This window comes from Nocardia sp. (assembly GCF_025465275.1).
Classification (GTDB): domain Bacteria; phylum Actinomycetota; class Actinomycetes; order Mycobacteriales; family Mycobacteriaceae; genus Nocardia.
Genome location: NZ_JAODNK010000086.1, coordinates 30,097 through 57,042, shown reverse-complemented (window position 1 = coordinate 57,042; position 26,946 = coordinate 30,097). Strand labels below are relative to the sequence as shown.

At 67.1% G+C, this 26,946-nt stretch carries 30 protein-coding genes; 15 read left to right on the top strand and 15 right to left on the bottom strand.

The annotated features are described in order from the left end of the window. The first annotated feature begins 12 nt into the window (after positions 1-12). Positions 13-339: an ArsR/SmtB family transcription factor gene (locus JWN03_RS20665; RefSeq protein WP_297617381.1), complete on the top strand. Its 327-nt coding sequence runs from the start codon at positions 13-15 to the stop codon at positions 337-339. Positions 340-375: 36 nt separating this feature from the next. On the opposite strand, the gene JWN03_RS20660 is transcribed toward JWN03_RS20665, so the two are convergent. Then, positions 376-1,365: a glycosyltransferase family 9 protein gene (locus JWN03_RS20660; RefSeq protein WP_297617379.1), complete on the bottom strand. Its 990-nt coding sequence runs from the start codon at positions 1,363-1,365 to the stop codon at positions 376-378. Between the two features lie 207 nt (positions 1,366-1,572). On the opposite strand from JWN03_RS20660, the gene JWN03_RS20655 reads away from it, so the two are divergent. After that, a complete protein-coding gene (locus tag JWN03_RS20655) occupies positions 1,573-1,923 on the top strand; it encodes a hypothetical protein (protein WP_297617377.1) in 351 nt (116 codons plus the stop codon). Positions 1,924-1,996: 73 nt separating this feature from the next. On the opposite strand, the gene JWN03_RS20650 is transcribed toward JWN03_RS20655, so the two are convergent. The 3 genes from JWN03_RS20650 to JWN03_RS20640 are packed head-to-tail and all read right to left on the bottom strand — an operon-like array spanning position 1,997 to position 4,342. Continuing rightward, a complete protein-coding gene (locus JWN03_RS20650; protein ID WP_297617375.1) occupies positions 1,997-2,695 on the bottom strand; it encodes an SGNH/GDSL hydrolase family protein in 699 nt (232 codons plus the stop codon). Then, a complete protein-coding gene (locus JWN03_RS20645; protein WP_297617373.1) occupies positions 2,692-3,984 on the bottom strand; it encodes an MFS transporter in 1,293 nt (430 codons plus the stop codon). Before JWN03_RS20645 ends, JWN03_RS20650 begins: the two co-directional genes overlap by 4 nt. 7 nt (positions 3,985-3,991) lie before the next feature. Then, positions 3,992-4,342: a hypothetical protein gene (locus tag JWN03_RS20640; RefSeq protein WP_297617370.1), complete on the bottom strand. Its 351-nt coding sequence runs from the start codon at positions 4,340-4,342 to the stop codon at positions 3,992-3,994. 81 nt (positions 4,343-4,423) lie between these two features. Here JWN03_RS20640 and JWN03_RS20635 point away from each other — a divergent pair, with 81 nt between their 5' ends. After that, entirely contained in the window at positions 4,424-5,041 is a 618-nt protein-coding gene (locus JWN03_RS20635) for a TetR/AcrR family transcriptional regulator (RefSeq protein ID WP_297617367.1), read from the top strand. A 96-nt stretch (positions 5,042-5,137) separates the two neighbouring features. Here JWN03_RS20635 and JWN03_RS20630 read toward each other — a convergent pair whose 3' ends face one another. The 4 genes from JWN03_RS20630 to JWN03_RS20615 form a co-directional block, all read right to left on the bottom strand. Beyond that, entirely contained in the window at positions 5,138-5,473 is a 336-nt protein-coding gene (locus JWN03_RS20630) for a YnfA family protein (RefSeq protein ID WP_297617364.1), read from the bottom strand. Between the two features lie 58 nt (positions 5,474-5,531). Further along, a complete protein-coding gene (locus tag JWN03_RS20625; RefSeq protein ID WP_297617361.1) occupies positions 5,532-6,749 on the bottom strand; it encodes a Dyp-type peroxidase in 1,218 nt (405 codons plus the stop codon). Next, positions 6,742-7,311: a copper chaperone PCu(A)C gene (locus tag JWN03_RS20620; RefSeq protein WP_297617358.1), complete on the bottom strand. Its 570-nt coding sequence runs from the start codon at positions 7,309-7,311 to the stop codon at positions 6,742-6,744. Before JWN03_RS20620 ends, JWN03_RS20625 begins: the two co-directional genes overlap by 8 nt. Before the next feature lie 274 nt (positions 7,312-7,585). Next, positions 7,586-8,137, bottom strand: a complete 552-nt coding sequence (locus JWN03_RS20615) for a hypothetical protein (protein ID WP_297617355.1) — start codon at positions 8,135-8,137, stop codon at positions 7,586-7,588. 156 nt (positions 8,138-8,293) lie between these two features. Between JWN03_RS20615 and JWN03_RS20610 the strand changes: the two genes are divergently transcribed. From JWN03_RS20610 to JWN03_RS20600, 3 genes are all read left to right on the top strand, one after another. Further along, positions 8,294-8,983, top strand: a complete 690-nt coding sequence (locus JWN03_RS20610) for a response regulator transcription factor (RefSeq protein WP_297617352.1) — start codon at positions 8,294-8,296, stop codon at positions 8,981-8,983. Positions 8,984-9,234: 251 nt separating this feature from the next. Then, complete coding sequence (locus JWN03_RS20605; protein WP_297617596.1) at positions 9,235-10,182, top strand: HAMP domain-containing sensor histidine kinase; 948 nt, start codon at positions 9,235-9,237, stop codon at positions 10,180-10,182. A gap of 1,598 nt (positions 10,183-11,780) precedes the next feature. After that, positions 11,781-13,064: a DUF4153 domain-containing protein gene (locus tag JWN03_RS20600; protein WP_297617349.1), complete on the top strand. Its 1,284-nt coding sequence runs from the start codon at positions 11,781-11,783 to the stop codon at positions 13,062-13,064. A gap of 75 nt (positions 13,065-13,139) precedes the next feature. Here JWN03_RS20600 and JWN03_RS20595 read toward each other — a convergent pair whose 3' ends face one another. Next, positions 13,140-13,493 carry an iron chaperone gene (locus JWN03_RS20595; RefSeq protein ID WP_297617346.1) on the bottom strand — a complete coding sequence of 118 codons (354 nt, stop codon included), beginning with the start codon at positions 13,491-13,493 and terminating at the stop codon, positions 13,140-13,142. Positions 13,494-13,587: 94 nt separating this feature from the next. Then, positions 13,588-14,487 carry a TIGR03619 family F420-dependent LLM class oxidoreductase gene (locus JWN03_RS20590; RefSeq protein ID WP_297617343.1) on the bottom strand — a complete coding sequence of 300 codons (900 nt, stop codon included), beginning with the start codon at positions 14,485-14,487 and terminating at the stop codon, positions 13,588-13,590. Between the two features lie 84 nt (positions 14,488-14,571). Here JWN03_RS20590 and JWN03_RS20585 point away from each other — a divergent pair, with 84 nt between their 5' ends. The 5 genes from JWN03_RS20585 to JWN03_RS20565 all read left to right on the top strand — a co-directional run bounded on the left by JWN03_RS20585 (position 14,572) and on the right by JWN03_RS20565 (position 20,750). Beyond that, positions 14,572-15,108 carry a sugar O-acetyltransferase gene (locus tag JWN03_RS20585; RefSeq protein WP_441343034.1) on the top strand — a complete coding sequence of 179 codons (537 nt, stop codon included), beginning with the start codon at positions 14,572-14,574 and terminating at the stop codon, positions 15,106-15,108. A 178-nt stretch (positions 15,109-15,286) separates the two neighbouring features. Next, on the top strand, positions 15,287-17,245 hold the full coding sequence (locus JWN03_RS20580) for a CocE/NonD family hydrolase (RefSeq protein WP_297617337.1): 1,959 nt from the start codon (positions 15,287-15,289) through the stop codon (positions 17,243-17,245). 357 nt (positions 17,246-17,602) lie between these two features. After that, positions 17,603-18,469 (top strand): NAD(P)H-binding protein, encoded by an 867-nt coding sequence (locus JWN03_RS20575; protein WP_297617334.1) that lies wholly within the window; start codon positions 17,603-17,605, stop codon positions 18,467-18,469. A gap of 353 nt (positions 18,470-18,822) precedes the next feature. Continuing rightward, positions 18,823-19,617: a helix-turn-helix domain-containing protein gene (locus JWN03_RS20570; RefSeq protein ID WP_297617331.1), complete on the top strand. Its 795-nt coding sequence runs from the start codon at positions 18,823-18,825 to the stop codon at positions 19,615-19,617. Positions 19,618-19,853: 236 nt separating this feature from the next. Next, the gene (locus tag JWN03_RS20565) at positions 19,854-20,750 is read left to right on the top strand and encodes a fructosamine kinase family protein (RefSeq protein WP_297617328.1); all 897 of its coding nucleotides are present in this window, start codon (positions 19,854-19,856) and stop codon (positions 20,748-20,750) included. A gap of 7 nt (positions 20,751-20,757) precedes the next feature. Here the strand turns inward: JWN03_RS20565 and JWN03_RS20560 are convergent, their stop codons facing one another. Next, positions 20,758-21,219 carry a phage tail protein gene (locus JWN03_RS20560; protein ID WP_297617593.1) on the bottom strand — a complete coding sequence of 154 codons (462 nt, stop codon included), beginning with the start codon at positions 21,217-21,219 and terminating at the stop codon, positions 20,758-20,760. Between the two features lie 375 nt (positions 21,220-21,594). Here JWN03_RS20560 and gloA2 point away from each other — a divergent pair, with 375 nt between their 5' ends. Together gloA2 and JWN03_RS20550 are read left to right on the top strand one after the other, a co-directional pair. Next, complete coding sequence (gloA2, locus tag JWN03_RS20555) at positions 21,595-21,981, top strand: SMU1112c/YaeR family gloxylase I-like metalloprotein (RefSeq protein WP_297617325.1); 387 nt, start codon at positions 21,595-21,597, stop codon at positions 21,979-21,981. Between the two features lie 205 nt (positions 21,982-22,186). Further along, positions 22,187-22,678 carry a peptidylprolyl isomerase gene (locus JWN03_RS20550; RefSeq protein WP_297617322.1) on the top strand — a complete coding sequence of 164 codons (492 nt, stop codon included), beginning with the start codon at positions 22,187-22,189 and terminating at the stop codon, positions 22,676-22,678. 72 nt (positions 22,679-22,750) lie between these two features. Here JWN03_RS20550 and JWN03_RS20545 read toward each other — a convergent pair whose 3' ends face one another. Beyond that, positions 22,751-23,245, bottom strand: coding sequence for a phosphoribosyltransferase (locus tag JWN03_RS20545; RefSeq protein WP_297617319.1), 495 nt, complete (start codon positions 23,243-23,245; stop codon positions 22,751-22,753). A gap of 157 nt (positions 23,246-23,402) precedes the next feature. Then, positions 23,403-24,113, bottom strand: a complete 711-nt coding sequence (locus JWN03_RS20540; RefSeq protein WP_297617316.1) for a metal-dependent hydrolase — start codon at positions 24,111-24,113, stop codon at positions 23,403-23,405. A gap of 217 nt (positions 24,114-24,330) precedes the next feature. On the opposite strand from JWN03_RS20540, the gene JWN03_RS20535 reads away from it, so the two are divergent. Beyond that, a complete protein-coding gene (locus JWN03_RS20535; RefSeq protein WP_297617313.1) occupies positions 24,331-25,074 on the top strand; it encodes an SCO6745 family protein in 744 nt (247 codons plus the stop codon). Between the two features lie 12 nt (positions 25,075-25,086). After that, a complete protein-coding gene (locus tag JWN03_RS20530; RefSeq protein ID WP_297617310.1) occupies positions 25,087-25,608 on the top strand; it encodes a hypothetical protein in 522 nt (173 codons plus the stop codon). A 2-nt stretch (positions 25,609-25,610) separates the two neighbouring features. Here the strand turns inward: JWN03_RS20530 and JWN03_RS20525 are convergent, their stop codons facing one another. Together JWN03_RS20525 and JWN03_RS20520 are read right to left on the bottom strand one after the other, a co-directional pair. Beyond that, positions 25,611-25,991, bottom strand: a complete 381-nt coding sequence (locus tag JWN03_RS20525; protein WP_297617307.1) for a hypothetical protein — start codon at positions 25,989-25,991, stop codon at positions 25,611-25,613. An 84-nt stretch (positions 25,992-26,075) separates the two neighbouring features. Then, on the bottom strand, positions 26,076-26,933 hold the full coding sequence (locus JWN03_RS20520) for an alpha/beta fold hydrolase (RefSeq protein ID WP_297617304.1): 858 nt from the start codon (positions 26,931-26,933) through the stop codon (positions 26,076-26,078). Between the last annotated feature and the right edge of the window lie 13 nt (positions 26,934-26,946).

Here is a 26,946-nt window from a genome sequence, read left to right as displayed (position 1 = left end):
CACCCTATTTAAGTGGCCGCTAATGGAGTCAAGGTGCTGAGCGCGCTTGCCGATCCCACTCGGCGGGCCATCTTCGAAGCACTGCCGCAGGGGCCGCGATCGGTCGGTGAACTGGCCGCGACTGCGGGTGTCACCAGCTCAGCGGTATCGCAGCATCTGAAGGTGCTGCGCGATGCGCGTTTGGTGATGGCCCAGCCCGAAGGCAATCGCCGCCTGTACTGCCTGGACCCGCGCGGCCTGGCCGATGCGCGCGACTATCTGGAGCAGTTCTGGCCCAGTGCGATCGCGGCCTATTCGGCGGCCCTGTCGAGTGCGCGCGCCGATATCGCGGACACCTAGCCCATCGCGGACATGCAGTGCATAGAGAGGAGCGGCTCAGCCGACGCGCCGATACGCCTGCTGCCCACGGCGATCCATGCCGGTGCCGGGCCAGGGCCGTTTGCGCAACTGCTTGTCGATGGCAGTGACGACCTCGGGCACGCCGATCTTCAGTAGCCCCGCATCCGGCGTGTCACCCTGCGGATCCCCGGTCTGCCCGGCCCACAGCACAGCATGGCGACCCAGGAGGTGCGGCGGCGGACCACTGCGGCTGGGCGGTGTGGGACCGAACAGCAGCACCGTGCGCGTGCCGAAAGCTGTTGCGAGATGGGCGACTCCGGTGTCCCCGCACACCACGAGGGCGGCTTCGGCGACGGTGGCGGCCAATTCGATGAGGTTCTGCTGACCGGCGAGCACCCGGGCCGGGGCCAGTCCAGCGCGGGCGGCGACGCCGAGGGCGATATCGCGCTCGGTCTCGTCCCCGGTGAGTACCACCTCGCGACCCTGCACCAGCAGATGCCGCACCACGGCCGCGAACCGGTCCGGTGGCCAGCGGCGTGCGGGTGCGCCCGCGCCGATGTGCACGACCACGCAGTCACGATGGCTGGTCGCCGCGACCGGCGGCACCAGGCCCAGATTGCGGCGATCGGCGCTGATGCCCGCGGTCTCGAGCAGATAGCACCAGCGGTCCACATCGTGCATATCGGCGGGCCAGTCCGGTCCGTCCAGATCGGGGAAGGCGGGATTGCGATAGGTCAGAATCTGGTCCGGCCGGGTGCGATTGAGTTCCACAATGCTCTCGGCGGTGGCGCTGTGCAGATTGACCACGAGTGCGGGTGACTCACCGTCCCAGCGGATTGCGCCCGGATCGGTGGTCGGCACCATCTCGTCGACGGAGGCGATGAGGTCCACAATGGGTTTGAGCCGGTGCGGTGCGGCGAGCACGATATGATCCCCGGGCCTGGCCCGGCGGAGTGCGCGCAGCGCGGGGACCGCGGTGAGAAGATCACCCAGTCCACGTGCCCGCAGCACGAGTACAACCGCCACCTGCTTCTCCTGCCCGGTTACTGCCCGCAACGGGAAGCCCCTGCACTCTCGACGCAGAGGGTCACTGGAGGTGGACTACCCGGCCCGGAGGGGCGTGAAACTCTCTCGCGGGTAGGGCGTGGAACACATTCACCCCCGCCCATCAGCGGCCTTTTCAGGTACTACCGCCTGTCGTTGACGAGTGCCGATCAACTACCGTGTGCAGTCATGGACTTCGTCTACAACCTGGTCGTCGTATCGCATCTGCTGGGTATGGCGGCGGTGGTCGGCGGATATATCGCCGCCCAGCCGCGCGTTTCCGAATTGATGGTGTGGGGCGCCCGCGCCCAGCTCGTCACCGGCATCATTCTGGTCGGGATGGCCGAGTCGATCGGCTCGCTCGACAAGGACCTGAATATGCCGAAGGTCATTACCAAACTTGTTGTGGCGGTGCTCGTCGCGGGCTTCGCCGAAGTGGGTCGCGCCGATGCCAAGCGCGGCAAGGCACTGCCGTGGATGACACATGCGGCCGGTGGGCTGGCGATTCTGAATGTCTTCATCGCCACGCTCTGGCACTGAGCAACTCTCGAAACCATTGCCGCACAGGGCGCATCACTGCACCCTGTGCGGTTCTGTATTTCCGGGGCCCGGCTTACTCGCCGCCCGGTCCCGAGTCCGCGTGGCGGGCCAGTGCTTTCGCGAGCTCGGCGGCGACGATGGCCTGACCGGCCATGGTCAGATGAATCCGGTCGGTGCTGAGCCAGTCCGGGCGCAGGCGGGCGGGATGTCCCCAGAACTCGATGAGAATGGCGTCGTGGTGGGCCGCGATCCGGCGAATGCTGTCGGCGAACGCGGCGAAGCGGGGTCGTAGCGGTTGCATGGGCCCGGTGAAGGCATCGGCGAGGGTGAACAGGGCCAGGCGCGCACCGGTGGCCGTCGCCTCCGCGCACAGTCGGTCCAGATCGCGTTCAACGGCAGACAGATCGGCGTCGCGGCGCATGAGGTCATTGCCACCGCCGTTGACGAAGACCAGATCCGGGCGGAAATCATCCAGGGCGGCAAGCTGTTCGGTGCGGATCTCGTCGATGGTCGCCCCCATGCGGCCGGTATTGAGGTAGCGGGTCTCCGGATGTGCGGCGCGCAACCAGCCGGCCAGGCGATCGGCCCAGGACAGCATGGCGAATCCGGGAGTGGGATCACCTGTACCGGCCGCGATGGAGTCGCCGATTACGGCGAAGCGTCGCCACGGCACCGGGCGGAGCAGCTCACGGGCAGCGGTGTCGGACAGGAGCATCGGGTCCTCGAACGCGGCCGGATCGTCTTTGCGGGTTCGTAGGTCGTAACTGGTCATGCGATTGCCTCCTCGGCACGAGCGGGCAGGGCGGCGAGTACGGCCGCGACGACTGAAATGACTCCGCACACCGCGAACAGGGTGTGGAACGCGGCGAGTGGATTCCCGGGGTGCGCGGCGAAAACCGCGGCCAGCACTCCTACGCCGAGCGCGCCGCCGGACTGCCGGGCGGTCAGGTTCATGCCGACGCCTGCGGCGAAGCGTTGTGGTGGCAGCGATCTCGCGGCGACCGTGCCGAGCACCGTGATGACCAGGCCGACTCCGCCGCCGCCCAGAATGCCCGCGGGCAGCCATGCTTTCCAGAGCGCCGGCGTGGCGTTCCAGACATCGGTGCTCATATAGAAGGTGGATGCCGCGAACATGAGTGCGCCCAGGACCCCCAGCCACCGCTGCACATTCTCGGGGGCGCGTCCGGCAGGTATCGCGGTCACCATGGACGCGATGGCCCCGACGGTCATCAGGCCCGCGGACTGCAGTACCGAGTAGTGCCACACATTGGCCAACCACAGCGGTCCGGCCAGCAGCCAGGCGAACATGCCCGCGCCGAATACGAACGCCACGGCATTGACCAGCGCATACCGGTGGCTGCGCCACAGTGTGACGGCAATGGCCGGACGCGGATGCGAGCGCAACCGCCACAGGGCGAGAGCGAGCAGCGCCAGTCCGCCCGTCCCGCAGGCGAGCGTGCGCCAGGAATCCCAGCCCCACTGCTGCCCCTGCGTCACCGCGGCGACCGCGGCGCCGATGCCGAGCCCGGTGGCGGCGGTGCCGAGCAGATCGGGCAGTCCGTCGGAGTGTCCCGTCTCGCGGATGGTCAGGGTGAGTCCGAGTGCGATGAGTGCCACCGCGATCGGCGCATTGATGACGAAAACCGAGCGCCAGCCGAACCCTTCGACAAGTGCCCCGCCGACGGCCGGTCCGATCGTCGCGGCGAATCCGCCGGCCGCCGTCCATGCGGCCATGGCCACGCCTATGCGCTGTGGCGGCGTGACGCTCAGGACCAGGCTGAGACCGGCGGGAATGAGGAAGGCAGCAGTCGCGCCTTGGAGGAAGCGCCCGGTGATGAGCCAGTCGGCTCCGGGGGCGAGGGCGCACAGCAGTGAGGTCAGGGCGAATCCGGCCAGCGCGCCGAGGAATACGCGTCGCCGACCCAGTGCGTCGGCGAGGCGTCCGGCGGGGGTGAGGAGTGCGGCGAAGGCGACCGCGTATCCGCTGACAACCCAGGTGAGGGTGGCCGGTGAGGTGTGCGGGTAATCGCGGCCGATGGCAGGGAAGGCGATATTGACCACCGAAAGGTCAAGGAAGGCAACAAATGCTGCACCGCATGCCACGAGCAGGGCGCGTGTGGTCGACCGGTCGGCGGGCGCTGCCGATGCGGGCGATGACGACGGCGATGACGACGGCGATGACGGCGATGGCGGTCCGAACGGTGACGATGAGGCCGACGGTGGCGGTGACGATGAGGGTGGTGCCGGCGTCGGCGAGGGCGGTGTCGGGGGTGTGGTGAGCGGTTCGGCACTGGTGGCAGCTGTGCGTGGGATGCCGGATTGGGTGGGGTGTGGAGGCACGGCGGGCGGCCGCGCGGAAATGTCTGTCATGTCGGGGCTTTCGAGCGGAGGTGACAAGCCGGATGAAAACTGTACGCACGATCGTTCGTATTGTTGAAAAGTACGACCGATCGTGCGTTTTTGCAACAGATAATGCGAGACTGGAAGGATGTCCGACCCGATGCACACTGCTGAGCAGCAGGTTTCCGATCAGCGCTTACTCAAGGGGGCTCGCGCCCGCGCCACTATCGCCCGGCATGCCGCCGATGTGGCCTCGGTGGAGGGACTGACCGGATTGAGCCTGGGCCGGCTGGCCACCGACCTCGGCGTCAGCAAGAGCGGCGTGGCGACACTCTTCGGCACCAAGGAGAACCTGCAATTGGCTGCCGTGGAATCGGCGCGTCAGGTGTTCATCGATCATGTGGTGCGACCGGCGCTGTCCGAGCCGAAGGGCATAGCGCGCCTGCGTGCCTTCATCGGCCATTGGTTCGCGTATATCGATGAACCCGTCCTGCCCGGTGGTTGCTTCCGGGTCGCGGGGCTCTCGGAATTCGACAGCCGCCCCGGTCCGGTGCGCGATGCGCTGGCGGCCGACCGGTCGGATTGGTTTGCACTGCTGGAGAAGGAGATTCGGCGGGCGCAGCAGGAGGGCTATGCAGGTGTGCACGACGCGCACGCGCTGGCGTTCCAGCTCGACGCGCTGGTCTCGGCCGCCAATACCGCTGCTCGCCTCGGCGACGAGAGTGCCGTTTCGACTGCGCGGACTCTTGTCGATGCGCTGATCGGGGCGAATGCGTAATCGCCTCTGCGAGTGCAATTCTGCACTCACTGCCTCAGGTGGTCTCGAACCCTGTTTCGCACCGGGTGCGTGAATGCATCGAGGCCACAGGTGGTTTCACGTTGAACGAGGCCCGTACATGATGAGCGCGACGCCGGCGAGACACACGAGTGCGCCGGATACATCCCAGCGGTCGGGCCGGAAACCGTCGAATGCCATGCCCCACAGCAGCGATCCCGCCACGAACACTCCGCCGTAGGCGGCGAGGATGCGGCCGAAGCTCGCATCGGGCTGCAGGGTTGCCACGAACCCGTACAGCCCGAGCGCGATGACTCCGGCGCCCATCCACTCCCATCCGCGATGTTCGCGGACGCCCTGCCAGATGAGCCACGCCCCGCCGATCTCGGCGACGGCGGCCAGTGCGAACAGCATGATCGAACGCAGCACGGTCATGCCGGTCACCCTAGGGCCCGGCCGGGCCGCCCCTCATGGAAGGTCCGGCCGGGTCGGATCAGTGGTCGAACAACTGCTGTCCCAGATATCCGCCGGGCGCCGGCACGCCGGGCGGGATGACGAAGACGGCAGAACCGACCGGTGTCGTCCATTGGTTGAGCGCGTCGAACTCCGCGAGTCGCTGCTGCACCGGCAGGTATTGCGCCTCGACATCGCGTTGACAGGACACGAACAACAGACCCGAATTCGACACCTGGCCGGGTGCGGGCGCTTCGTCGTAGTTGTAGCCACGACGCAGGAACCGCTCACCGTCGTGCGCGTGATGGGCGCGCGCGATATGCGAGGACGGCGGGATGACCGGAATGCCGTACTTGTCGACGGCGGCGAAATCCGGTTCGTCGAATTCCCGGGTGCCCGAGAGCGGTGCGCCGGTGGAATCGTGCCGGCCGAGGGTAATGGCACGCCCGTCGGCATCGAGCTCGTCCCAGGTGTCCAACTTCATGGCAATGCGCCGCAACACCAGGGACGTGCCGCCCGCCAGCCACGGCCGCCGGCTGCCGTCATCCCAGACCAGGCGATCGAAATCGACTGTGCGCGGGGCGATATTGACCGTCCCGTCGATCTGTCCGAGCAGATTGCGCATGGTCTGGCCCTTGGCCGCATTGCGGAAGCCGCGCTGCACCCACCGCACCTGCACCAGCGATTTCACATGCTTGGACAGCACCCGCACCGCATGCGACACGGTGGTGGTCTCGTCGGCGCAGATCTGCAGCAGCAGGTCCGCGCCGGTGTAGACCGGATCGAGGCGGTCGATGGTGAAGGGCGGCAACTGCTTCAGCCAGCTCGGGCGCCGGTCCTCGAGTCCGGCCACCGTGAACAGCTCCGGCCCGAACCCGACCGTCACCGTGAGCCGGGCGGGGCGCTGGGCCAGCTCCGGTTCGGTATCGGCGAGGGCGGGCTTGCCCTGAGTCAGGCGCGAGGCATCGTCGGTCCAGATCTTCAGTACGCCGATGATGTCCTCACGCCCGACACCCCGCTTCAGATCGAAGCCGACGAAGGCCGCCGCACCCGGTGGTTCGGTATCGATGCCCGCCTGGTGCTGGCCATAGAACGGGACGGTCTCGAGCGCGGGATCGGCATGGTGCTCGTGATGGGTGAGAGTGGCCGCACCCCAGCCGATTCCGGCAGCGCCCGCGGCTCCGGCCACGGCGGCGCCCCCGCCCAGCAGACGCCGCCTGCTGAGCCGGGAGGGCTGCGAGGGGGTTTGCTCAGCCACCGTGCGCGGGGTTCTCGGCGCCGCTGGTAGGGGGAGCGTAATTCTCCTGGCCGCCCGCGAAGTCACGCACCTGCGCGGTGACGGTCGTCGTGGAACCGTCCGAGAACACCAGCGTGATCTGGGTATCGGAACCGGTGCGCAGCGGCTGCTTCAGATCCATGAACATGAGGTGCTCGGCGCCCGGCTCGAGCGTGGCCGACCCGTGCGCGGGGATGGTGAGTCCACCCTCCTTGGGGCGCATGGTCTTATCGCCGCCGACGCCATCGGTGACCACCTCGTGAATCTCGACTCGCGCCGAGGCTGGGCTGGAGGCGGCGACCAATTGCACCGGATTGTCACCGGCATTGTCGAGCGTGCCGAACGCGGCGGACATACCGCTGTCGGCGGCCTTGATCCACTGATCGCTCATGGTCACCTTGTCCGCGGCCTTGGCGGCGGAGGTGGAACCGGAATCGGAGGAACAGGCGACAGGGAATACGGCGAGCGCCGAGACGGCGGCGACGGCCGTGAGGCGGCGGACCACGCGGGGAGCGCGCAGGCCGCGGAGAACAGATGCGGACACGAAGAATCTCCGATCGATGAGGGGAGGCAGCGGAACCCCGGACCGTGTCGGCCGCGACCGCGAATCCGGTATGCCGGATATCGAAGTGATGGCCGCACAGGTGGAGAGCCACGCAACGCGACCTGAGACGCGCTACTCGAGCGTGCCGAATCGGTCGGTCGGTATCGCGGACAAGGCAACTCGCGCCAGAGGTGTAACCCGGTGGGTCATTCAGCGAGCTGCGTCGGTATCGCGCCCATGTGGCGTGACGACCAGCGGCGTTTGCGCGGAGCTACTACGCCGGTACGGGGTGAAGGAACGGGAATGCGAACTCGGGTGGCCCGCGTCGCCCGATTCCAGGGCTGACCAACAGCCTCCGCAGCACCGCCCGATCATCGGGAGTGGTCGTACGCGCACGGTGCGCGGGCGGCACCGGCGCGATACCCAGCACCACCATGAATCGCCGCACGCTGGTGACAGCCCGCCGCATTCCGGCCTCGGCGGCCCGAATGACCATGGCGCCGAACGGAATCGCCACCAGATGCGCGATCAGCATGATCGGCGACGCGGCGTGATGATGATGTTCCGGCGACGTGGACAGCGCGATATGCCCGATGGCCTGCCCTGCGGCCAGCATGCCCATGAGAGAGATCAGCCCGTACCGAGGCCGCAGTGAGGCAACAACCACACCGATCAACCCGCACGCCGCGAACAGCAATGCCAGTGACGATCCCTCAGGCGTGGCATTCCCGCCGCCGAGCCCGTGCGCCCCGAGAGCAACCGCCCCGGAGGCTGCGCCGACGGCAGCGCCGCGCAGGCGCGCGGTGTGATCCGTCGGTAATTGCACGCGGTCATGCTACGGCGCGGCTTGTTCGCGCCCTCGTCCAGCCCCGGACGTCCTCAGCGCCGCGTACTGCCGCAGGGTGGCCGCTGACGGCGGTCTCCACAGGATCTTCACAAGCGGTGCGAACCATCTCCACGCGCACTGCCTAGTGTCACCAGCATGGAAATCAGCCAGCAGGGCAGTGCGCGGCGGATTCTGGTGGTGGAGGACGAGCCGACCATCGCCGAATCCATTGCCGCCCGCCTGCGCGCCGAGGGCTTCACCGTAGATCTGGCTCACGACGGCCCCGCCGGCGTCGCGGCCGCCGACACTCTGCACCCGGATCTGGTGGTCCTCGACATCATGTTGCCCGGCTTCGACGGCCTCGAGGTGTGCCGCCGCATTCAGGCCCGCCGGCCCGTGCCGGTGCTCATGCTCACCGCCCGCACCGATGAAACCGACATGCTGATCGGCTTGGGTGTCGGCGCCGACGACTATCTGACCAAGCCCTTCTCCATGCGCGTCCTGACCGCGCGTATCCACGCCCTGCTGCGCCGCGTCGAGCGCACCGCGGCCCCCGGCGCCACCATCATCGTCGGCGATTTGCGTATCGATATCGACCAGCGCCGGGTCTGGCGCGCCGATACCGAAACCCAGCTCACCCCACTCGAATTCGAACTTCTGGTCCACCTGGCCCGCCGCCCGCGCGCGGTCCTGGCCCGTGACCGCCTGCTCTCGGAAGTCTGGGGCTGGGCCGATGCCTCCGGGACTCGGGCCGTCGACAGCCACATCAAAGCGCTTCGCCGCAAACTCGGCCCGGATCTCATCCGCACCGTTCACGGCGTCGGCTATGCGCTGGAGGCGCGATGAGCACGCCGCGTGCCGCCAGCGAGTTGCCTTCGACGGACGACACTCTGCCTCCCGGATCCGCCGCTGCTGTCCTACCGGGAGCCCTGGCTGCCGACAGTGAGGTGCGTTCAACCGATAGTGCGGCGGCGTCCGCTTCGGGCGCTCGTCCTGCGCGGGGGTGTGCGGCGCGTGGTCTGGGGTCGTTGCGCGAGGCAGGCAATCGCCTCACCGCGCGGTTGCCCCGGCCACTGGACCGAGTGCGGTCGATCAAGATGAAACTGGCCATTCTCATGCTGGGGTCGGGGGCGGTGGCGTTCGGGTTCTTCGCCTCGCGCATCGGCTGGCTGCCACCGCGCACCACCCTGGCCGCCATGCTGATCGCGCTGGTGACCTCACAGGTGCTCGCGCACGGTATGACGCTGCCGCTGCGGGAAATGACCGCGGCCGCCAAACGCATGGCGCAGGGCGACTATTCGCGGCGGGTGCGCGCCACCTCCCGTGACGAGGTCGGGCAGCTGGCGGAGGCGTTCAACCAGATGGCCGCCGATCTGGGCGCCGCCGATCAGCAGCGCCGCGATTTCATCGCCAATGTGTCGCACGAATTGCGCACGCCCATCACCGCATTGGGTGCGGTCCTGGAAAACCTCGTCGACGGTGTCGCCGAACCGGACCCGGCCACCCTGCGCACCGCTCTCGCGCAAACCGAACGCCTCAGCCTGCTGGTCTCGGAACTGCTGGCGCTCTCCAGCATCGAGGCCGGCGCGGTCCGCCTGGAAATGGAACATCTTCCGGTGGAGCCGTTGCTGAAAGAGGTTGTCGCCGAGGCGGAAGCCATGGCCGCCGCCATCGGCCGCCCCGTCCGCTTCACCATCGCCACCACCCCCGGCCTGACGGTCCGCGCCGACCGCGCCCGCCTGCACCAGGTCCTGCTCAACCTCCTCGACAATGCCACCCGCCACGGCCCCGCCCACGGCGAAGTCCGCCTCACCGCCCACACCCTGCGCTCCCACACGGTCATCGAAGTCCAGGACGACGGCCCCGGCATCCCCATCCCCGAACGCGCCCGCATCTTCGAACGCTTCACCCGAGGCGGCAGCACCAGCGGCGGCGGCACCGGCCTGGGCCTGGCCATAGCCCGCTGGATAGTCGAACTCCACGGCGGCACCATCGCCGTCACCGCCCCCGGCTCCCGAATCCGCGTAACCCTCCCCAACACCTAACTCCCACCGCGCCCGGTCACCACCGGTCCCACCCAGATCTCACATCCCACCCACCCGGCCGCCCCAGGCTCCCGGGCCATTCCCGCACGCCTATCGAAGGATCACCCATGCCCGAAAACCCCATCCCCACACCCGACCCCGAGACCCCACCCACTCAGCAACTCCCCAACGAGCCCACGCCCGCCGCCCCCGCTCCGGCCCCATCGCCCGGGGAGGCAACCCCGCCCGCCGGTGGACCACCGACCACATCGAGACCGCCCGAGACGCTCCCCTCCGGTGAAGCGAGAACCGGTCCAACAGTGTCGGACGTAGTAACGACGCCGGGTCACTCCGCAGCAGGGGCCCAACGGTCCGTTGGAGCCCTCTCCGATGCTTCCGGACCGGTCGAGACGCCACGGCTGACCGAATCGGAAACCGGCTCGAAGCAGTCGGACGCGGCCGGAACGCCTGGCGCGCCGGCCGCACGAACCGAGCCGACGGGTGGAGTGCTGCCCAACGCGTCCTCATCGACCGAGCGGCAGCCATCCATTGAAACAGGCACTAGCGCAATCGAATTCGTGGAAGACGGCGTGCTGCCCACGGTTTCGGGCGAGTTGAATCCGGCCGGGGCATCGGCGGGACCAGTTCGGGGACCGGAACCATCGGCGATGAAGTCGGCTTCGGACCTCACGCCGGGCGCGAGTTCTGCGGGTTCTGAATCGGCTGGTTTCGCTGCCTCGCAGGCGCATTTGCTGGGCGCGGTCTCTCCGGCGAGTACCGATTTGGCGGTTGCGGGCGGGTCTGCGCCTGTATCGGAGACAGTCGAGGCGCCAGTATCCGGCGCGGCGTCGGGGGTATCGGGCGCGGCGTCGGTTTGGTCGGCGAGTCCGCCGCCGGGGTGGGTGGCCGAGGTGACGGGGTGGGTGTCGGAGGTAGGGGTTGGGGGCGATGGTGTTCCGCCGGGCGGCGGGCTTGGGTCCACTGTCCCGCAATTTCCGAGACGGACTGTGCCGCTGCGGCTTCCGCCGAGGTCGGCGATTGTTCCGATGCCGCGTGGGACGTTGCTCGCTGTGGGCGGGGCGGGGGTGGCTGCGGCTGTGCTGGTGCCGCTGGATCGGCCGGGGATCGGGTGGTTGCTCGCGGGCTGTGCGATTGCCGCTGCGGTCTGTGCGGTTGATCGTGTCGGGCGGCGGGATGCGGCGTTGGGGGCTCGCAAAACCGCAGGTGGCACCACCGCGGAGGCATCGGTTGAGGCGTTGGCGGCGGAGTCTGGGTTTGGCGCTGGTGCGGTGGGTGGTGTCGCTACCCCGGTTACGGCGGCGAAGGCTCGCAAAACCGCAGGTGGCACCCTGGCGGATTCGTCGGTTGAGGCAACTGCGGCGGCTACGGGGAGTGCCGCCGCAGGGTTGCACGATTCCGGCGGCGCATCGATGCGGGAGGACGTTGAGCGATCGAAGCGGGACGACGTTGGGCGGGAAGACGGCAGCACATCTTCCCTGCCTGCGCCTGCCGACGTTGAGCCGTCGTTGCGGGAAGACACTGAGCAGTCGAGGGTACGGCGTGGTTGGAGCGCTGCGCGGGTGCGCGGGCTGTGGGGGGATTCGCGTGGGGATGCACCGTTGTCGCGGTTGTGGTGGGGCGCTTTGGCATTGGGATTGCTGGGCGTCGGGGTTGTTCGGGCTGCGCCGTGGTTGTTTGTGCTGTGTGTGATCGGGGCGGGGGTGGCTGGATCCTTTGCGGTCGTGGGGCGGCGGTCGGTGTTCGGGGTGTTCTTCGACATGGTGGCGGTGCCGTGGGCGGCGGTGACATCGGTGCCGTGGCTGTATCGGGGAGTGGGGAGCGGGGCCGGGAGTCGACGAAGAGTCGGGCCGCGGGTGTGGTGGTCGGTCGCGGCGACCGTGCTGCTGCTGGTGGTGTTCGTGCCGCTGCTGGTGGGGGCTGATCCGGTGTTCGCGCGATTGGTCGATGATGTGGTGCCGGCGCTCGATACCGCTCTGCTGGTGCAGTGGGGGTTCGTGTTCACGATTGCGGGGCTGGGGGTTTCCGGGGCGCTGTATGTGCTGGCGGGTCCACCTCCTCCGGCGGACGGGCCGTCGCGGGTGACCGGCTGGATGGATCTGGTGATTGCCGGCGGGGCAGCGTCTGTTGCGTCCCGAGGTGCGGAATCTGTTGCGGCGCCGCATATTCGGCGGCTGTCCCGGACCGAATGGGGCCTGCCGATGGGGGCGTTGACCCTCTTGTTCATGGTATTTGTGGGCACGCAGCTGGCGGTCATGTTCGGCGGCGACGGGTATGTGCAGCGGACGGCGGATCTCACTTATGCGGAGTACGCGCGCAGTGGGTTCTGGGAGCTCTCGATAGTCACCATGCTGACGCTCGCCGTGATAGCGGTGGTGCAGCGGTGGGCGGCGCAGCAGTCGGCGGGGGATCGGCTGTGGCTGCGGATCGGGGTGGCCGCGGTGAGTGTGCTGACGCTGGTGATCGTGGCGTCCGCGCTGCATCGCATGTGGACCTACCAGCAGGCCTACGGATTCACGGTGCTGCGACTACTGGTGGAGGTGTTCGAACTCTGGATCGGAGTGGTCTACCTGCTGGTCCTGGCCAGCCTGGTGCGATTGCGCCGGGAATGGGTGCCCCGGGCAGCGGCAGGCGCGGCCCTGGCCACCCTGCTGGTGCTGGCGGTGGTGAATCCGGAACGCCTGGTGGCCGACCGCAATATCGATCGCTGGCAGGCGGGCAAGACCCTCGACTCGGGCTACCTCGGCAGGCTCTCGGCCGATATCCTTCCAGCCACCGACCGCCTGCCCGCGGTGCAGCGCGAGGAGATCGCGAAGGATGTCCGCGCCGGGCTCGACCGCGATACCTGGCAGGGCTGGAATCTTTCCCGATCGTCCGGCCGCTGAATCTCAGCGAACATACCCGGCAACGCGAAACCGATTGTCACGGAATCGAATTGCCCGCCATGGAGCGTCGTCCGCTCAGTGGCGGGCGCTGCGTTCGGCGAGCAGTGTGGCCGTCCGCCCGATGAGGTCATAGGGAATCGGCTTGTCCAGCGCGAACTTCAGCGTCCCCCGGCCCGATTGATACGGCGCGATGGCCCGCGCGTACGCGGTATCGCCTTCGGGCACCGGGTACATGCTGACGTGCTTCTTCCACCCGGCGAAGTACATCACCGCCTGCGAGCCGACCTGCATGGTCGGAATCTGATAGCTGATGGTCTCGGTGCAGTCCGGTAGCGCCGCCCGGATGGTCTCGCGCACGTGCTGCAGAACCTGCTGCACCGCATCGGGGAAGTCCGCGATGTACTCGTCGACGGTCGAAGCCTCCGACATGACTGCCGCCTTCCGCGCATCGGCCGGGGTACACAGCATCCGTCTATGACGGTACCGGCGGCACGCACCCCGTACCCCGTGAACCGCGCACAGTTCACCTGCGCAATCGCTCCAGCAGCTCGATGGCGGCAGCGAGCATGCCGTCCACCGAATCGGTGAGGTACATGAGATCGATGAACACATCCTCGAATCCGGTCTCGGCGACAACCTGTTCGATGGTGTCGACCACCTGCGATACCGAGCTGCCGGCCGCGACATTCACCCGCAGAATCGTGTCGATGTGCTCCGGGTCGCGCCCCGCCGCCACCGCGGCCTCATCGATGATCGCGCGCAAGTGCAGCAGCCGCGCACCCCACCCGGGCGGCCCGGGCACCGGCACCACCGGCAGCCAGCCCTCGGCTCGCTGCCCGATCCGCACCAGCCCCGCCGGACTGAACGCGCCGAGATAGATCGGCGGCCGCGGCCGCTGCACGGGCTTCAACTCGCTGCGATGCTCCCGCGCCGAGACGAAGCGCCCCTCGTACCCGGCCGGATCAGTGGTCCAGATGGCTTCCAGCGCATCGAGAGTCTCGTCCAGTCGCGCCCCGCGATGGGTGAACGGCACCCCCGCCGCCTCGTATTCGTCCGGCGACCACCCGATCCCGAACCCGGGCACCAACCGCCCGCCGCTCACCACATCCAGGGTGGTCAGCGACCGCGCCAGCAGCGCGGGCCGATACAGCGGCGCGATAAGCACATTGGTGCCCAGCCGCACCCGCTCGGTGACCGCGGCCGCGAGCGCGAGTACCAGGAACGGGTCGAGAATCGAATTGAATTCGTCCGGAATGGTGTCCTTGCCGCCGTATCCGATCGTCGGGTCGGTCGCGGCGATGAGCCGATCCCCGACCCACAGGCTGTCCGCCCCGGCCTGTTCCACCGCCACCGCATAGCGCATCACCTGAATGCCCTGGGAGGCCTGAGTACCGAACTGGGGAAGCGAGAATCCGATCTTCACTTCTTCGTTGATACCAGATGCAGCGCCGCCGGCGCACAATCCGCTATTCGGCAGGATGGGAGCGTGGGAGAACACAAAGACCGCATGCTGCGTGGCGAGCTCTACCGCGACAACGCCCCCGAACTCGTCGCCGAACGCCGCCACTGCCAGGAGTTGCTCGACAGGTTCAATGCCGCCGGTGCGGGGGAGGAGCAGCAGCGGCACGCCCTGCTCACCGATCTGCTGGGGGCGATCGGGCAAGGTTCCTGGATCATGCCGCGCTTCCAATGCGATTACGGGCATCTGATCCGGCTGGGAGACAACAGTTTCCTCAACTACGACGCCATCGTGCTCGATTGCGCGCCGGTGACCATCGGCAATGACGTGTCCATCGGCCCGCGTGCGCAACTGCTCACCGCACTGCATCCGATGGAGGATCACGAACTGCGCCGACAACGCTGGGAGAGCGCCGCGCCCATCGTGATCGGTGACAATGTGTGGCTCGGCGGCGGGGTGATCGTGTGCCCGGGAGTTACCATCGGCGCGGACACGGTGGTCGGTGCCGGCAGTGTGGTGACTCGTGATCTGCCGGAACGGGTTTTCGCCGCGGGCAATCCGGCGCGGGTGATCCGCGCGCTGTGAACCGTGACCTGCGGATCGCGAGAATCTCTGTCCCGCAACATCGTGTGTCTTGGTCGATTGCACAATCCGCCTGCCGGAATTCGGACTCGCTGCCGTAGTGACAGCGCCGCAGAAAACCCTTACCGTCTGAGACACCGGGCTCGCGTGCTGGCGAGCCGCCTCGGCAAAGGAGCCGAACATGTCGCCTTCGCAGGAATCCGCCTCCGCTTCGGCCGCGATAGGCGCACGCGGCGCCACACTGCCCCCGAACGCACGCTTCAAGCTCGGGCCGGCCATTCATCCCCGCATTCACGTGGATCGGGGGATCGGAATCCGCTTGAGCGACGGGACAATTCTGTCCGCCGACATCACCCGGCCCGCCGATCGGCACGGCACTGTGGTCACCGAGGAACTCCCGGCGGTCATCACCCTGAGCCCGTACAACAAGACCCTGATGACCCGTGCCAACCCGCTGATCAACCTGGTCTCGGCGCTCGGGCCCCTGGTGTACCGGGCGGTCCCGCCGTCCGCACACGGGCGTGCGGGCGGCCGGGAAATGCTGCGTGCGCTCGGCGGCGGTGCGCTGGAATCGATACGCGCCAACCGAACCCTGATCGCCCGCGGCTACATCCATGTCGCGGTCGATGTGCGCGGCACCGGAACCTCCACCGGGCGACTCGAACTCATGTCCGCGCGGGAACAGCGTGACCACCTCGAGGTCCTGGAGTGGGTGCGCAATCAGCCCTGGTGCAATGGCGACCTCGCCATGACCGGCATCTCCTACCTCGCCATCACCGCCCTGCAAACCGCCGGACACCGGCCCGAAGGCCTGAAAGCGGTCTTCGCCCTGGTCGGTTCGGAAGACCCGACCCGCGACATCATGCTCACCGGCGGCACCCAGTCCACCTTCAATCTGGCCTGGATCGCCGCCGTCAACGGCACCAAATGGCTGCCCTCGGTCCCCGGACTGGTGAAAACCGGTGCCGTCGGCCAGTTTCTGCGCGACCGCCTCGCCAGCCCTTTCACCCGGCTGCCCGATGTCGCCGGAGCACTGCTGTCCGATCAACACCACCAGCACTTCTACGATGACGAAGCCACCGACCGGCGACCTCGGCTGGAGAACTTCACCGCCGCCACCTGGATCCACGCCGGCTGGCACGACGTCTTCGTGCGCTCCGCGCCCGCCCTGCACCAGCGGCTCCGACTGCCCGCCGGCGCAGCACAACTCGTCGTCGAGGACAGCTATCACGTCGGCCCCGGCACCGGATTCGGCTCCGCCGACCACCCGCAACGCCTCGACGAACTGCAATGCGCCTTCTTCGACCGCTGGGTCAAAGGCATCGACAACGGGATAGACGAATACGGGCCCGTCACCGTCCGACAGCTCGGCGGCGGCTGGGTCAGTCGCGACACCTTCCCGCACCCCGACGCCCGCGTCCACCAGTGGTACCTGTCCGCCGATGCCAGCGGCGCGGCATCACACGCCGCCGACGACGGCTCCCTGACCGACACACCTGACCGCTACCCCGGCCGAATCCGCATGCCGCGCAAGCGACCCGGCATCACCTCCCAGACCAGCAGCTGGATCCTGATGGGCCTGCCGACCCTGCTCGGACGCGACTGGGCCGTCGACGATCGCGCGCACGAGGCCGCGGCCGTCGCCTTCACCAGTGCGCCGCTGCCGGAGGATCTGCTGCTCTCGGGTCCGCTCAACCTGCATCTGCGGGTAGTCACCAGTGGTACGGACGCCTTCTGGGCAGTCACGATCTGCGATGTCTCCCCGGACGGTTCCTCCGCGGTCATCGCCCGCGGCGCCCTGCGCTCCAGCCGCCGCGCCGTGCACGACAGCACCAGCCACTACGTCGACGGCCAACTCCTCACCGCAGACCATCCTTTGACCGCCGACACCGTCCTCCCCGTCCAACCCGGCACCCCCCACGATCTCGACATAGACATCACCCCCACGGAGGCAGTCCTGCACGAGGGCCACCGCCTCCGGGTAGCCGTAGCCCGAACCAGCTGGCCTCGCTACTTCCTCACCCCGGTTGTCTCCCGCCACATCAAAGACCAAGCCATCGTGCTCGACCCCCGCCACCCCAGCCGGCTCACCTTCCTGGCCGCCCCCGCAACCCTCGAGGAACCACCCGTCACGGCATAACGGGCAAACCACACCCCAAGCGGTGCGCCGCCAACGCACAAGCGAACGACATCGAGTGGGCTCTGGTGGCGGGAAACGCCGAGAAAATCCTCCACCAGAGCCCACTCGGCGATGGGACGGTTTTGCGGACCGCCGCTATGTGAATGGCGCTCACCGGCCTGGTTGCACGGAGTGCCTTCGGCTGCATCAGCTCGTCGGTCGGCCCGAGCGCGGATACGAGCTCTCCGATAGACCGTGCGACGCTCCGCCGGCTCGTGCAGCGCTCATCGAAGGTCGCCACGCGCGGCATGCTGATGGATCTCGCGACGGGGGGTGAAACGGGCTGTGGCGCAATGGCCTGGGCCGTACCGTTGGATGATGGAACCGGTACTCGTCACCGGTGCCGCCGGGGGACGGCAGGGATCGACCGGGCGGCACCTCACAGCGCAACTCCTCGGGCGCGGCATCCCCGTGCGTGCTCTCGTCCATACCGATGACGAACGTGCCATGGTGCTACGGGCACTCGGCGCGAACGTCCTGGTCGGGGACCTCCGCGAGATCGCCTTCACCCGCGCTGCCATGGACGGTGTGCGGGCCGCGTACTTCACCTATCCTGTAATCGACGGACTCCTCGATGCCGCAGGCGCTTTCGCGGTCTGTGCCCGTGAAGCCCGGATCGAGCGTGTTGTCGCCGTCTCCCAGCTCGCCGCCGGACCGCAGGCGCTCACCCCGCGCATGCGCCAGCACTGGGTGGCCGAACAACTCCTCGATTGGGCGGAGGTCGGCGCAATCCACTTGCGCGCGGCCGTCTTCTACGAAAACCTCGCCCGCATCGCCGACACCGGGGACCCCGCCGCTCTCACCCTGCCCATGGGCCCGGCGCACACCGAATTACCGCTCGTCGCCGCGAGCGATGTCGCCCGCGTGGCCGCGGGCCTGCTCAGCGACCTCGACATCAAAGCCGACCCGGTCCTACTTCTCACCGGCGACGTCCAATCCATCGGCGCCGCAGCCCATACCCTCGGCCGCACCTACCGCGATACCGACCCGGAAACCTGGCGCCGCTGGGCCCTGGATGTCTACGGCAGCCCGCACGCCGCCGAACACCTCACCAAACTCTGGGAGATCTTCCGCCTGTTGGGCGAAGGCACCGGGCTCTACCAGGTGACCCCCACCATCCAGCAGTACGGCGGCCACCCCCCGATCACCCTCGCCGACTTCGCCACCCACCGCCCCGGCCACTGAAGTAAGGGGCACCTCGAGATTCCAGCAGCCGAAATTCCGGCCTACGCGGTCACAAACCCCCGCGCCACGTCAAAATCTGTCGCCAACCGCCGATCCCTGACTGCTCAGACCGGTTTCGCCGCACACAGTTCAGCAAGGTCGGCCCAACCCGATGCGGTCCGTTCTCGGCGACGCGTCCCGCCGCGTCGTGCATACATGACCAATGCGGACTGGCATCGGGCGCCGGCTGCGGCTCGGAAGCGGTGCTGCGGCAACCGGTTCCATGCGTCCGATGCATCGTGTGCGAACAGGCGTCGCAGGGCATTACCTGACGGGTAATGGTTTGCGGTGCCGCAGATTCGTACGATCAACGCATGCGTACACAGACTGCCGGCGACCTCCTACGGCATTGGCGAGTCACGCGACGGCTCAGCCAGCTCGAACTGGCTGGGCGGGCGGAGACCTCCACCCGGCATCTCAGCTTCATCGAGACGGGTCGAGCCACGCCGAGCCGGCAGATGATCCTGCACCTGTCCGATGAGCTGGAGATCCCGCTGCGGGAACGCAATCGGATGCTGCTCGCCGCCGGCTACGCACCCGTCTACGCCGAACCCGAATTGGATACCCCCGCCATGGAACCGGTGCGCAGCGCCATCCGGCAGATTCTCGCCGGGCACGAACCGCATCCGGCGCTGGCCGTCGACGCCGGCTGGAACATGGTCGACGCCAATGCGGGCATCGCACTGTTCCTGGAAGGCGCCGACCCGCGGCTACTGGAGGCGCCCGTCAATGTGCTGCGCCTGAGCCTGCATCCGGACGGTCTGGCAAGCCGCATCATCAACCTCGCCGAATGGCGCGGCCACCTCTTCGAGCGACTGCAACGGCAGATCGATGTCAGCGGCGCACCCGAATTGATCGCGCTCCTCCAAGAATTGCGCGGCTACCCCGGCGGCGAGGAATCCCCCGGACTACCGGACCCGGACCAGGCCGTTGTCCCGATGCGCTACCGCTACGACGGCCACGAACTCGCATTCATCAGCGTCACCACGGTATTCGGCACACCCATGAACGTGACCGTGGCCGAGTTGGCGATCGAAGCCTTCTTCCCCGCCGACGCGGTCACCGCAGCCCTCCTGCGCGAACGCATCGCCATCCGCGCCGACTCCTAGGAACAACAGGCGGCCTGTGCTCGTAATTCGATGTCCGCACCGCACCGGCCGCCGCGCCCGGTGAACCTCGCCGGGCCGACGTGCGAGATCGACTCCGCCATCGGTCGCCCGCCAGCCACAGACTCGTCACGACCGATTCGGCCTCTGTGGTCACAACCCACCGATCTGCCGCTCATGGCGATTCTGGCCGCTCGAGCCAGTACCACCTGAGTCGAAATCCGACACAATGTGTATTCATGGACGTCGCCGCGCGCCTGTGCGAACTCACCGGTGTGCCGGTCGACCGATTGGCCAGCCTTGGACGGCAGCATGCCTGGACCCTGTACAGAGGCGAGTTGGCCGACGGCCGTTCGGTATTCGTCAAAGCGGCGCCGGACGATGCCGAACCCTCGGCGGATCGACTCGATTCGGACGCTGAGTTGTTCGTGCCCGGGGGAGTGTTCGCGGCGGAAGCGGCCGGTCTGCGCTGGCTCGCCGAAGCTGACGCGGCGATCGTCCCGCCGGTGATCGCTGATGACGATCGCATGCTCGTGTTGCCGTGGCTGGCGCCGGAATCCGCGTCACCGGCCGCCGCCGCACAGTTCGGGCGCGCTCTGGCCGAACTGCACGCCACGTCGCCGGCCACCTACGGCGCACCCTGGCCCGGCTTCATTGCCACACTGCCGCTGGACAATTCGCCGAGTGCGGGGGAGTGGGGGAGCTGGTACGCCGAGCGGCGGCTGGCTCCGTACCTCCCGGCCGCGGCGCAATACCTGGGCCGGGACGGCATTCGGCTGATCGAACGGGTCATGCAGCGCATCGGCCATCTGTCGGGCCCGCCGGAACCGCCGAGTCGTATTCACGGTGACCTGTGGTCGGGCAATGTGCACTGGTCCGGGCAGCGTGCGCTGCTCATCGATCCGGCCGGGCACGGCGGGCATCGGGAGACCGATCTGGCCATGCTCGCCCTGTTCGGCGCCCCGCACCTCGAGCTGATTCTCGCCGCCTATCGGGAGTCCGCACCCCTGGCTTCGGGTTGGCGGCAACGCATTCCGCTGCATCAACTGCATCCGCTGCTGGTGCATGTGGTGCTGTTCGGCGGCTCGTATCGCGGGATGTTGCTGGCGGCTGCGGCCTCGGCGCTCGCGGGATAGCCGGGCGTCAGTATTCGTTCTTGATCACGAAGTAGGAGCCGCGAATCGTTCCGGCCAGCTTCGACTTCTGCCGCGCGAACTTGAACGCCGAGAGCTCCTCGGGGACTTCCATCCCGTCGGAGAGCTTGAACCCCACCGCGCGTTTCCCACCGTCGTCGATCGTGTACATCACGTTGATCGACAGGCCGCTCTCGTAGAAGACGTAGGCCATCTTGATGTTCTGGACCTGGAAGGCCGTTGCCTCGAGCGGGGGCGAGGCGATCACGATGCCACGCTCCTTCTCCAGGATGTTATGGACCCAGTCGATGGTCGATTGGGCTTTGCCCGCTGGCTCCACCGTGAAGACGTGGTCGTACTTGTTCTTGAAGTACCGGGCCTCGTTCGCCCGAAGGCCGGCGAGCGCGTCCGCGACCGGCGACGATTGCAGTCCGACGGTCGAGACATCGGTGAAATCCACGGCATAAGACATGGCGTATCCCTCGGTCCGTAGGTTCATTTACATCCCTGAACGCATCCGTTCCGACACTACAACCTCGCCACGCGAGCTGTCGGTAACCATCGATGCCTTTCGATTCGGGGGAGGGCCATGGCTGCGGCCGCGGCGGCGCTCGCGCAATCCGCCTTCGCGAGCTGGGGGAACGCCACACGTCGCTGCAGCAATTCAGGACCGAGTAGCCGGATGTATTTCATGTGAACATGGAAATATGCGCATCTATGCATGTGACACCCCGGTGTGTCGCAGGAAGTCGCCAGTAGAACCGCCCGTTAGAAAAAGCAGCCTCAAGAAGGAGAGGGGTGCCTGGGTTGCGGCTGAATGTCGGTGCGGTGGGCTAACGTCTGGCACGTGGAGCTGCAGCGAATCCATCATGTCGCGGTGATCGCGTCGGATTACGAGAAGTCGAAGGCGTTCTATACCGAGGTGCTCGGCCTGCGGGTGCTGGCCGAGCACTATCGGGCGGAAAGGCGTTCGTACAAGCTGGATCTCGCGCTTCCGGATGGTGGGCAGCTGGAGTTGTTCTCGTTCCCGGATTCGCCGCCGCGGCCTTCGCGGCCCGAGGCGGCCGGCCTGCGGCACCTGGCCTTCGTGGTGGCGGATGTGGGGGAGGCCCTGGCGGAATTGGCAGCTCAGGGCGTTCGGGTGGAGGAGGTGCGGGTTGATGAGTACACGGGGAAGCGGTTCGGATTCTTCGCCGATCCGGACAATCTGCCGCTAGAGCTGTACGAGGTGTGAGGCCGGCGCGGCTCCGCCGAAGGTAGTGCAATTAGATAATTGAAATATGCGCATCTATGCATGTACTTGCTTTTGCGAAAGCTCCGTGAAGTCACCTACCGCGAAACGTCTTGTCCCACATCAATCACCCTTTCCGCATAGATAGGGAAGGGCCGCTGGGATGCCGGGCGGTCGCCCGGTTTCGGGCTCCCATACGATGGGCGACATGACCACAGTGCTCCTGAAGACCTCCGCCGGGGATATCACCCTGGAACTCGACGAGGCCAAGGCGCCGAAGACCGTCGCGAACTTCGTCGACTACGTCAAGGCGGGCCACTACACCGATACCGTGTTCCACCGGGTGATCCGCGGTTTCATGGTGCAGGGCGGCGGAATGACCGCCGATATGAAGCAGAAGCCGGCGCCGAACAAGGTGGAGAACGAGGCGAGTAACGGCCTGCGCAACGAGAAGTACACCGTTGCCATGGCTCGCACCAGCGATCCGCATTCGGCCAGTGCGCAGTTCTTCATCAACTCCAGCAATAACGACTTCCTGAACTACCCGGGCCAGGATGGTTTCGGCTACACCGTGTTCGGCAAGGTTGTCGACGGCATTCCCGTCGTGGACTCGATCGAGGGCGTGCGTACCGGCTCCAAGTCCGGCCACCAGGATGTGCCGGTGGATGCCGTCACCATTCTGTCCGCCGAACTGGTCTGACGCTTCTTCCCAGTAGAACGAGAACGCGCCGGGTTCGATGATTCGAACCCGGCGCGTTGCTGTGCCGGGGGGTCAGGCGTCGAGTACGCGCACCGCGCGTTTGACGACGGGCGGTTGCACTGACCACGGGAAGTTGATCCATCGATCGGTGTGCTTCCACACGTATTCGCAGTTCACCTCGGAGCGCGGCTTTTCATAGATGACCGCGCAACGTACCTCTGCGACATGGTCTTTGCAGAAGTCGCGGACCAGCTTGAGCGTCGCGCCGGTATCGGCGACGTCGTCGGCGACGAGCACGGTCGCGCCGGTGAGGTCGACGGCATTGGGTACGGGCGGCAGCATGACGGGCAGGTCGAGGCGCTGGTCTACGCCGGTATAGAACTCGACGTTCATGACGTGCAGGTTCTTCACGTCGAGGGCGTAGCCGAGCGATCCGGCGACGAAGAGTCCGCCGCGCGCGATGGACAGGATCAGGTCGGGTTCGAAGCCGTCGTCGGCGATTTGCTGTGCCAGCTCCCGGCTGGCGTCGCCGAACAGTTCCCAGTCGAGTTCTTCGCGATCGCTCATTCCGCCTCCATCGGTTTCGTACACCTGACCAACGGATCATACGAGCACGTCAGGACTGTGCGGCCGGGTTCCGCCCAGGGTGGGCGGAACGTCCCGGAAATGCGGCGGGTTCCGGGGGCGCGGCCCCCGGAATTCCCTTGTCACCCTTGGGGAGTGATCACGGTTGATGGGTGATGGTGTACCAGAGCAGAGCCATGGTGCCGAGTGCGAAGATCGGTACGAGGACGAACGTCTCCATCTTGTTGCCGGTGCGCTCGATGATGGGGATCCGGGTGCGGATCTGCAGCGGCCACAGCAGTCGGCAGCCGCGATCGGTGAGGCAGTCCCCAACCAGGTGCGCGAAGGAGCCCAGGCCGACGGAGAAGGGCAGCCAGAGGGGTTTGTCGCTGATCCAGTGGTCGATGGCGAATGTGCCGCAGGTGGCCAGGATTACGACGGTGACCCAGGCTTTGGCACCGTCACCGGTGGGCGCGAGGTTCAGCGCCCGGATGGCGAGCGCGAGCAGGAAGAAGACCAGCCCGAGCGTGAAGTAGCGGCCGAGCCAGTGTTCACCGGCCCAGGTGCCGTAGGTGATGGCGGCGACGAACGCGAAGGAGTGCGTCGCATGCCGGTGTCCGCCGGACACTTTCGAGATCACCTTGCAGGCGGCGTGTGAAACCGGGCCCAGCACATGGGAGATGGTGCCGTTGGGGTGGTCGGCGTCGGGCAGCAGCGCCGCGCCTGCGGTGAGGAAGGTGCCCATCACCAGGTCGACGGGCCTGATCTGCCCGGATTCTATTGCGGGATAGGTCAAAACGGTGAGCGGTAATGCTGCGGCGGCTGCTGACCAGGCGAGCGCGCCACTAGTTGCATGTGAATGTCCTAGCACCGATTGAAGGTTAGCGCATGGAACTGGGCCTACGTTCAGGTCTGGGTGTGCGCCGAGGTGTGTTGAGCACCAGTCGATCTCGGACCGTGTGGTGAAAGATACTGCGACTGCGAATAATTCGGCTCCGGAAGGCGGGGGAGCAGGCCCCTGGACGGTGCCGATCGAGCAGTGAAATAGTCTCGGGTGGATTGCGCTTTCCGCTCAGAGAGGAACGGACATGTCGGTTGCGTCCGCGGTGAAGGATCAGGTCCAGCAGATCGGTGGGGGGTTCATGTTCTCCCGGGAGGCGAAGGCGTTCTCCGCCTCCACCGGTGTGGAGGGATTCATGCCCGGTTATACGCGGGGCCGCGGAGGTGTCCTGGGCGATGTGGACGCCGATGTCGTGGCGGCCGCATTCGGTTTCTTCCGTGCCGAGGCGATTCGCGCGGCCTGGGAGTCCACGGCGGCGATGCCTGCCGCGAAGGGTGCGGCGGGCTATCTGGCTGCCTGCCAGGACTTCGGCCGCCGCAAGCTGGCGAACTTCGATCAGGCCGAGCGCCTGGCCGAGTTGTTGCAGCCGGTGGTGGATGCGGCTGATCCGGCCGGGGTTCCGCTCTTCGCCGGTTGGCGGGCGCTATCGCATGCCGATGATGCGCCCGGCCGGGTGCTGCAACTGATCCATGTGCTGCGTGAGCTGCGTGGTGGTCTGCATTTGATCGGGGTGCGGGCCAGCGGTCTGACTCCGCAGCAGGCGGTGCTCATCGCCGGTTCGGCGCGGACGACCGGTCCGGAGCAGGCGCGGCATTTCGGCTGGCCGGAACCGTTCGAGGAGATCACCGCGGAATTGAAGGGCCGCTGGATGCAGGCCGAGACGATTACCGAGGATCTCATCGCCCCGTCGTTCGCGGTGCTGGATTCGAGTGCGGCGCAGGAGCTGACCGAGCTCCTGACCGCTTGTCAGGCGACGGTTTTCGCACGCTGAGCGGAGTGGACGATGCTGTCTCGAATTGCCCGGCTGCGCGCACTGATCGATCACCCTGCGACAGGTGCCGAGGAACGGGCGGCCGCCCAGCGGATGCTCGATCGCATTCTCGCCAAGTCGGTCCGGGTGGCGGCCGATGAGCGCATCTATGGCGCGCGGTACAACCGTGCCGCCAGGCATGCGGATCTCTCGGAGGTCGCGGATCTGATCCGCGCCGATATCGCCTTTGCGCGAGTGGTTTTCACCGAACCGGCGCGGCCGGGCGAGCCGGCGGTGACCGATCCGATCCGGGACGCTGCCGCCGGGATCGGCTATGTGGTCGCGGCATTGCCGGGGGAGAGCAGCATCGTCATCACCATCGAGGATGTGCCGCAGGATTGGGGCTGGGATTCCGCGGGGCTTGTCAGTCCCGCGCTCCAGGCCCTCGCGGAGGAATTGGCGGACATCATGAACAGCTATAACCATGACGGTCCGGCTATCGGTAAACGCTTCTTCGGCCGGGTCCGAGTCCGCGATGTCTCCCTGGTCTGGTAGCTCTACGCCCCCAGGAGCCAGCGCCAGCGCGGAATCTCGGCGATGACGGCGGCTGCCGCCAGCACGGAGACCAGGATGGCCGCCCAGACGGGCCACACCAGCCAGGCGCCCCATACGGCGGCGGCGATCAGCAGGACCACCAGTGCGATGGTCACCCAGCCCGGTGATGCCACCATCACCTGCTTCTTGTCCCCGACGGTGCCGAAGACTGTCGGCAGTCCGAGGAGCACCACGAAAACGATGAGCGCCAGCAGCACGGACGATCTGTCCGCTACCGCCCAGGGTGCGGCGATCCAGGCGATGAGCTCGGTGCTGAACCGCAGCACGGACGGAATGTGCCCCTGATCAGTCATATTCGGTGAAGTCACCGCACGCTCGGACATGCGCACAGCTTGGCACAACCGCGAGGTGCGGGCCGGGCGAAGGCAGCGTGTGCCGCCGGGCTGCGGCACACCTCCCGAACCGCTTCAGCGCTGCAGGAATTCGAGGCTGACGCGTTCGAAGGCCTGCTTGGCTTCGATCATCACCCAGTGACCGCACTTGGGGAACACGTGCAGTTCGGCCTCCGGGATGAGCCGCAGTGGGATCATGGCCATATCGGGCGGGCATTGCCGATCGTCGCCGCCCCAAGTCAGCAGGGTCGGGCATTGGACCTTGTGCAGCATGGACCAGTAGGGCGGGGTGGGGGAGTTGGCGAGGAATTGCTGTTGCAGCGCAAAGGATTCCGAGCCGTACATGGCTTCGAGGGTCTGGTGTGAATCGGGCTGATTGGCGACCGCCCAGCGTTCCTCGACAATATCGTCGGTGACGGTCTCGGGGGCGTAGACCATGCAGTTGAGCCAGCGCAGCAGCCCTTCCCGGCTGGGGCTGTCGGCGAATTCCTGCAGCAGGCGGGTGCCTTCGCTGGGGTTGGCGCTGAAGATGCTCGCACCGACGCCGCCGATGGAGATGACCTTCTCGACGCGTGCGGGATGTTTGATGGCGACATTGACCGCCACCACGCCGCCCATGGAATTGCCGATCATGGGCGCGGATTCGATGCCGAGTGCATCCATGAATCGGATGACGGCATCCCCGGCGGTGAGCACCGGATGCCCGCCGCGCTCGACGGGATCGCTGACGCCGAAGCCGGGGAATTCCAGTACGTAGCAGTGGAAGTGTTCGGCGAAGACGGCGAGGTTTCCGCGATAATTGCGCCACCCCGTCACTCCGATGCCGGATCCGTGCAGCAGGAGCAGGGGCGGTCCGTCGCCGGCTTCGTGGTAGCGGATCACGCCCTGATCGGTGCGGACTTCGCGCTTGGTGTTCTCGTATGTGACAGCCACCCGGTCAGAGTAG

Excerpts from the sequence above, each read along its gene's own strand:
- JWN03_RS20575 (WP_297617334.1), top strand. The coding sequence starts at position 17,603 with ATGGAACCGGTACTCGTCACCGGTGCCGCCGGGGGACGGCAGGGATCG.
- JWN03_RS20525 (WP_297617307.1), bottom strand. The coding sequence starts at position 25,991 with ATGTCCGAGCGTGCGGTGACTTCACCGAATATGACTGATCAGGGGCAC.
- JWN03_RS20535 (WP_297617313.1), top strand. The coding sequence starts at position 24,331 with ATGTCGGTTGCGTCCGCGGTGAAGGATCAGGTCCAGCAGATCGGTGGG.
- JWN03_RS20635 (WP_297617367.1), top strand. The coding sequence starts at position 4,424 with ATGCACACTGCTGAGCAGCAGGTTTCCGATCAGCGCTTACTCAAGGGG.
- JWN03_RS20565 (WP_297617328.1), top strand. The coding sequence starts at position 19,854 with ATGGACGTCGCCGCGCGCCTGTGCGAACTCACCGGTGTGCCGGTCGAC.
- JWN03_RS20580 (WP_297617337.1), top strand. The coding sequence starts at position 15,287 with ATGTCGCCTTCGCAGGAATCCGCCTCCGCTTCGGCCGCGATAGGCGCA.
- JWN03_RS20530 (WP_297617310.1), top strand. The coding sequence starts at position 25,087 with ATGCTGTCTCGAATTGCCCGGCTGCGCGCACTGATCGATCACCCTGCG.
- JWN03_RS20560 (WP_297617593.1), bottom strand. The coding sequence starts at position 21,219 with ATGTCTTATGCCGTGGATTTCACCGATGTCTCGACCGTCGGACTGCAA.
- JWN03_RS20605 (WP_297617596.1), top strand. The coding sequence starts at position 9,235 with ATGAAACTGGCCATTCTCATGCTGGGGTCGGGGGCGGTGGCGTTCGGG.
- JWN03_RS20610 (WP_297617352.1), top strand. The coding sequence starts at position 8,294 with ATGGAAATCAGCCAGCAGGGCAGTGCGCGGCGGATTCTGGTGGTGGAG.
- JWN03_RS20585 (WP_441343034.1), top strand. The coding sequence starts at position 14,572 with ATGCTGCGTGGCGAGCTCTACCGCGACAACGCCCCCGAACTCGTCGCC.
- JWN03_RS20655 (WP_297617377.1), top strand. The coding sequence starts at position 1,573 with ATGGACTTCGTCTACAACCTGGTCGTCGTATCGCATCTGCTGGGTATG.
- JWN03_RS20595 (WP_297617346.1), bottom strand. The coding sequence starts at position 13,493 with ATGTCGGAGGCTTCGACCGTCGACGAGTACATCGCGGACTTCCCCGAT.
- JWN03_RS20550 (WP_297617322.1), top strand. The coding sequence starts at position 22,187 with ATGACCACAGTGCTCCTGAAGACCTCCGCCGGGGATATCACCCTGGAA.
- JWN03_RS20545 (WP_297617319.1), bottom strand. The coding sequence starts at position 23,245 with ATGAGCGATCGCGAAGAACTCGACTGGGAACTGTTCGGCGACGCCAGC.
- JWN03_RS20570 (WP_297617331.1), top strand. The coding sequence starts at position 18,823 with ATGCGTACACAGACTGCCGGCGACCTCCTACGGCATTGGCGAGTCACG.
- JWN03_RS20650 (WP_297617375.1), bottom strand. The coding sequence starts at position 2,695 with ATGACCAGTTACGACCTACGAACCCGCAAAGACGATCCGGCCGCGTTC.
- JWN03_RS20630 (WP_297617364.1), bottom strand. The coding sequence starts at position 5,473 with ATGACCGTGCTGCGTTCGATCATGCTGTTCGCACTGGCCGCCGTCGCC.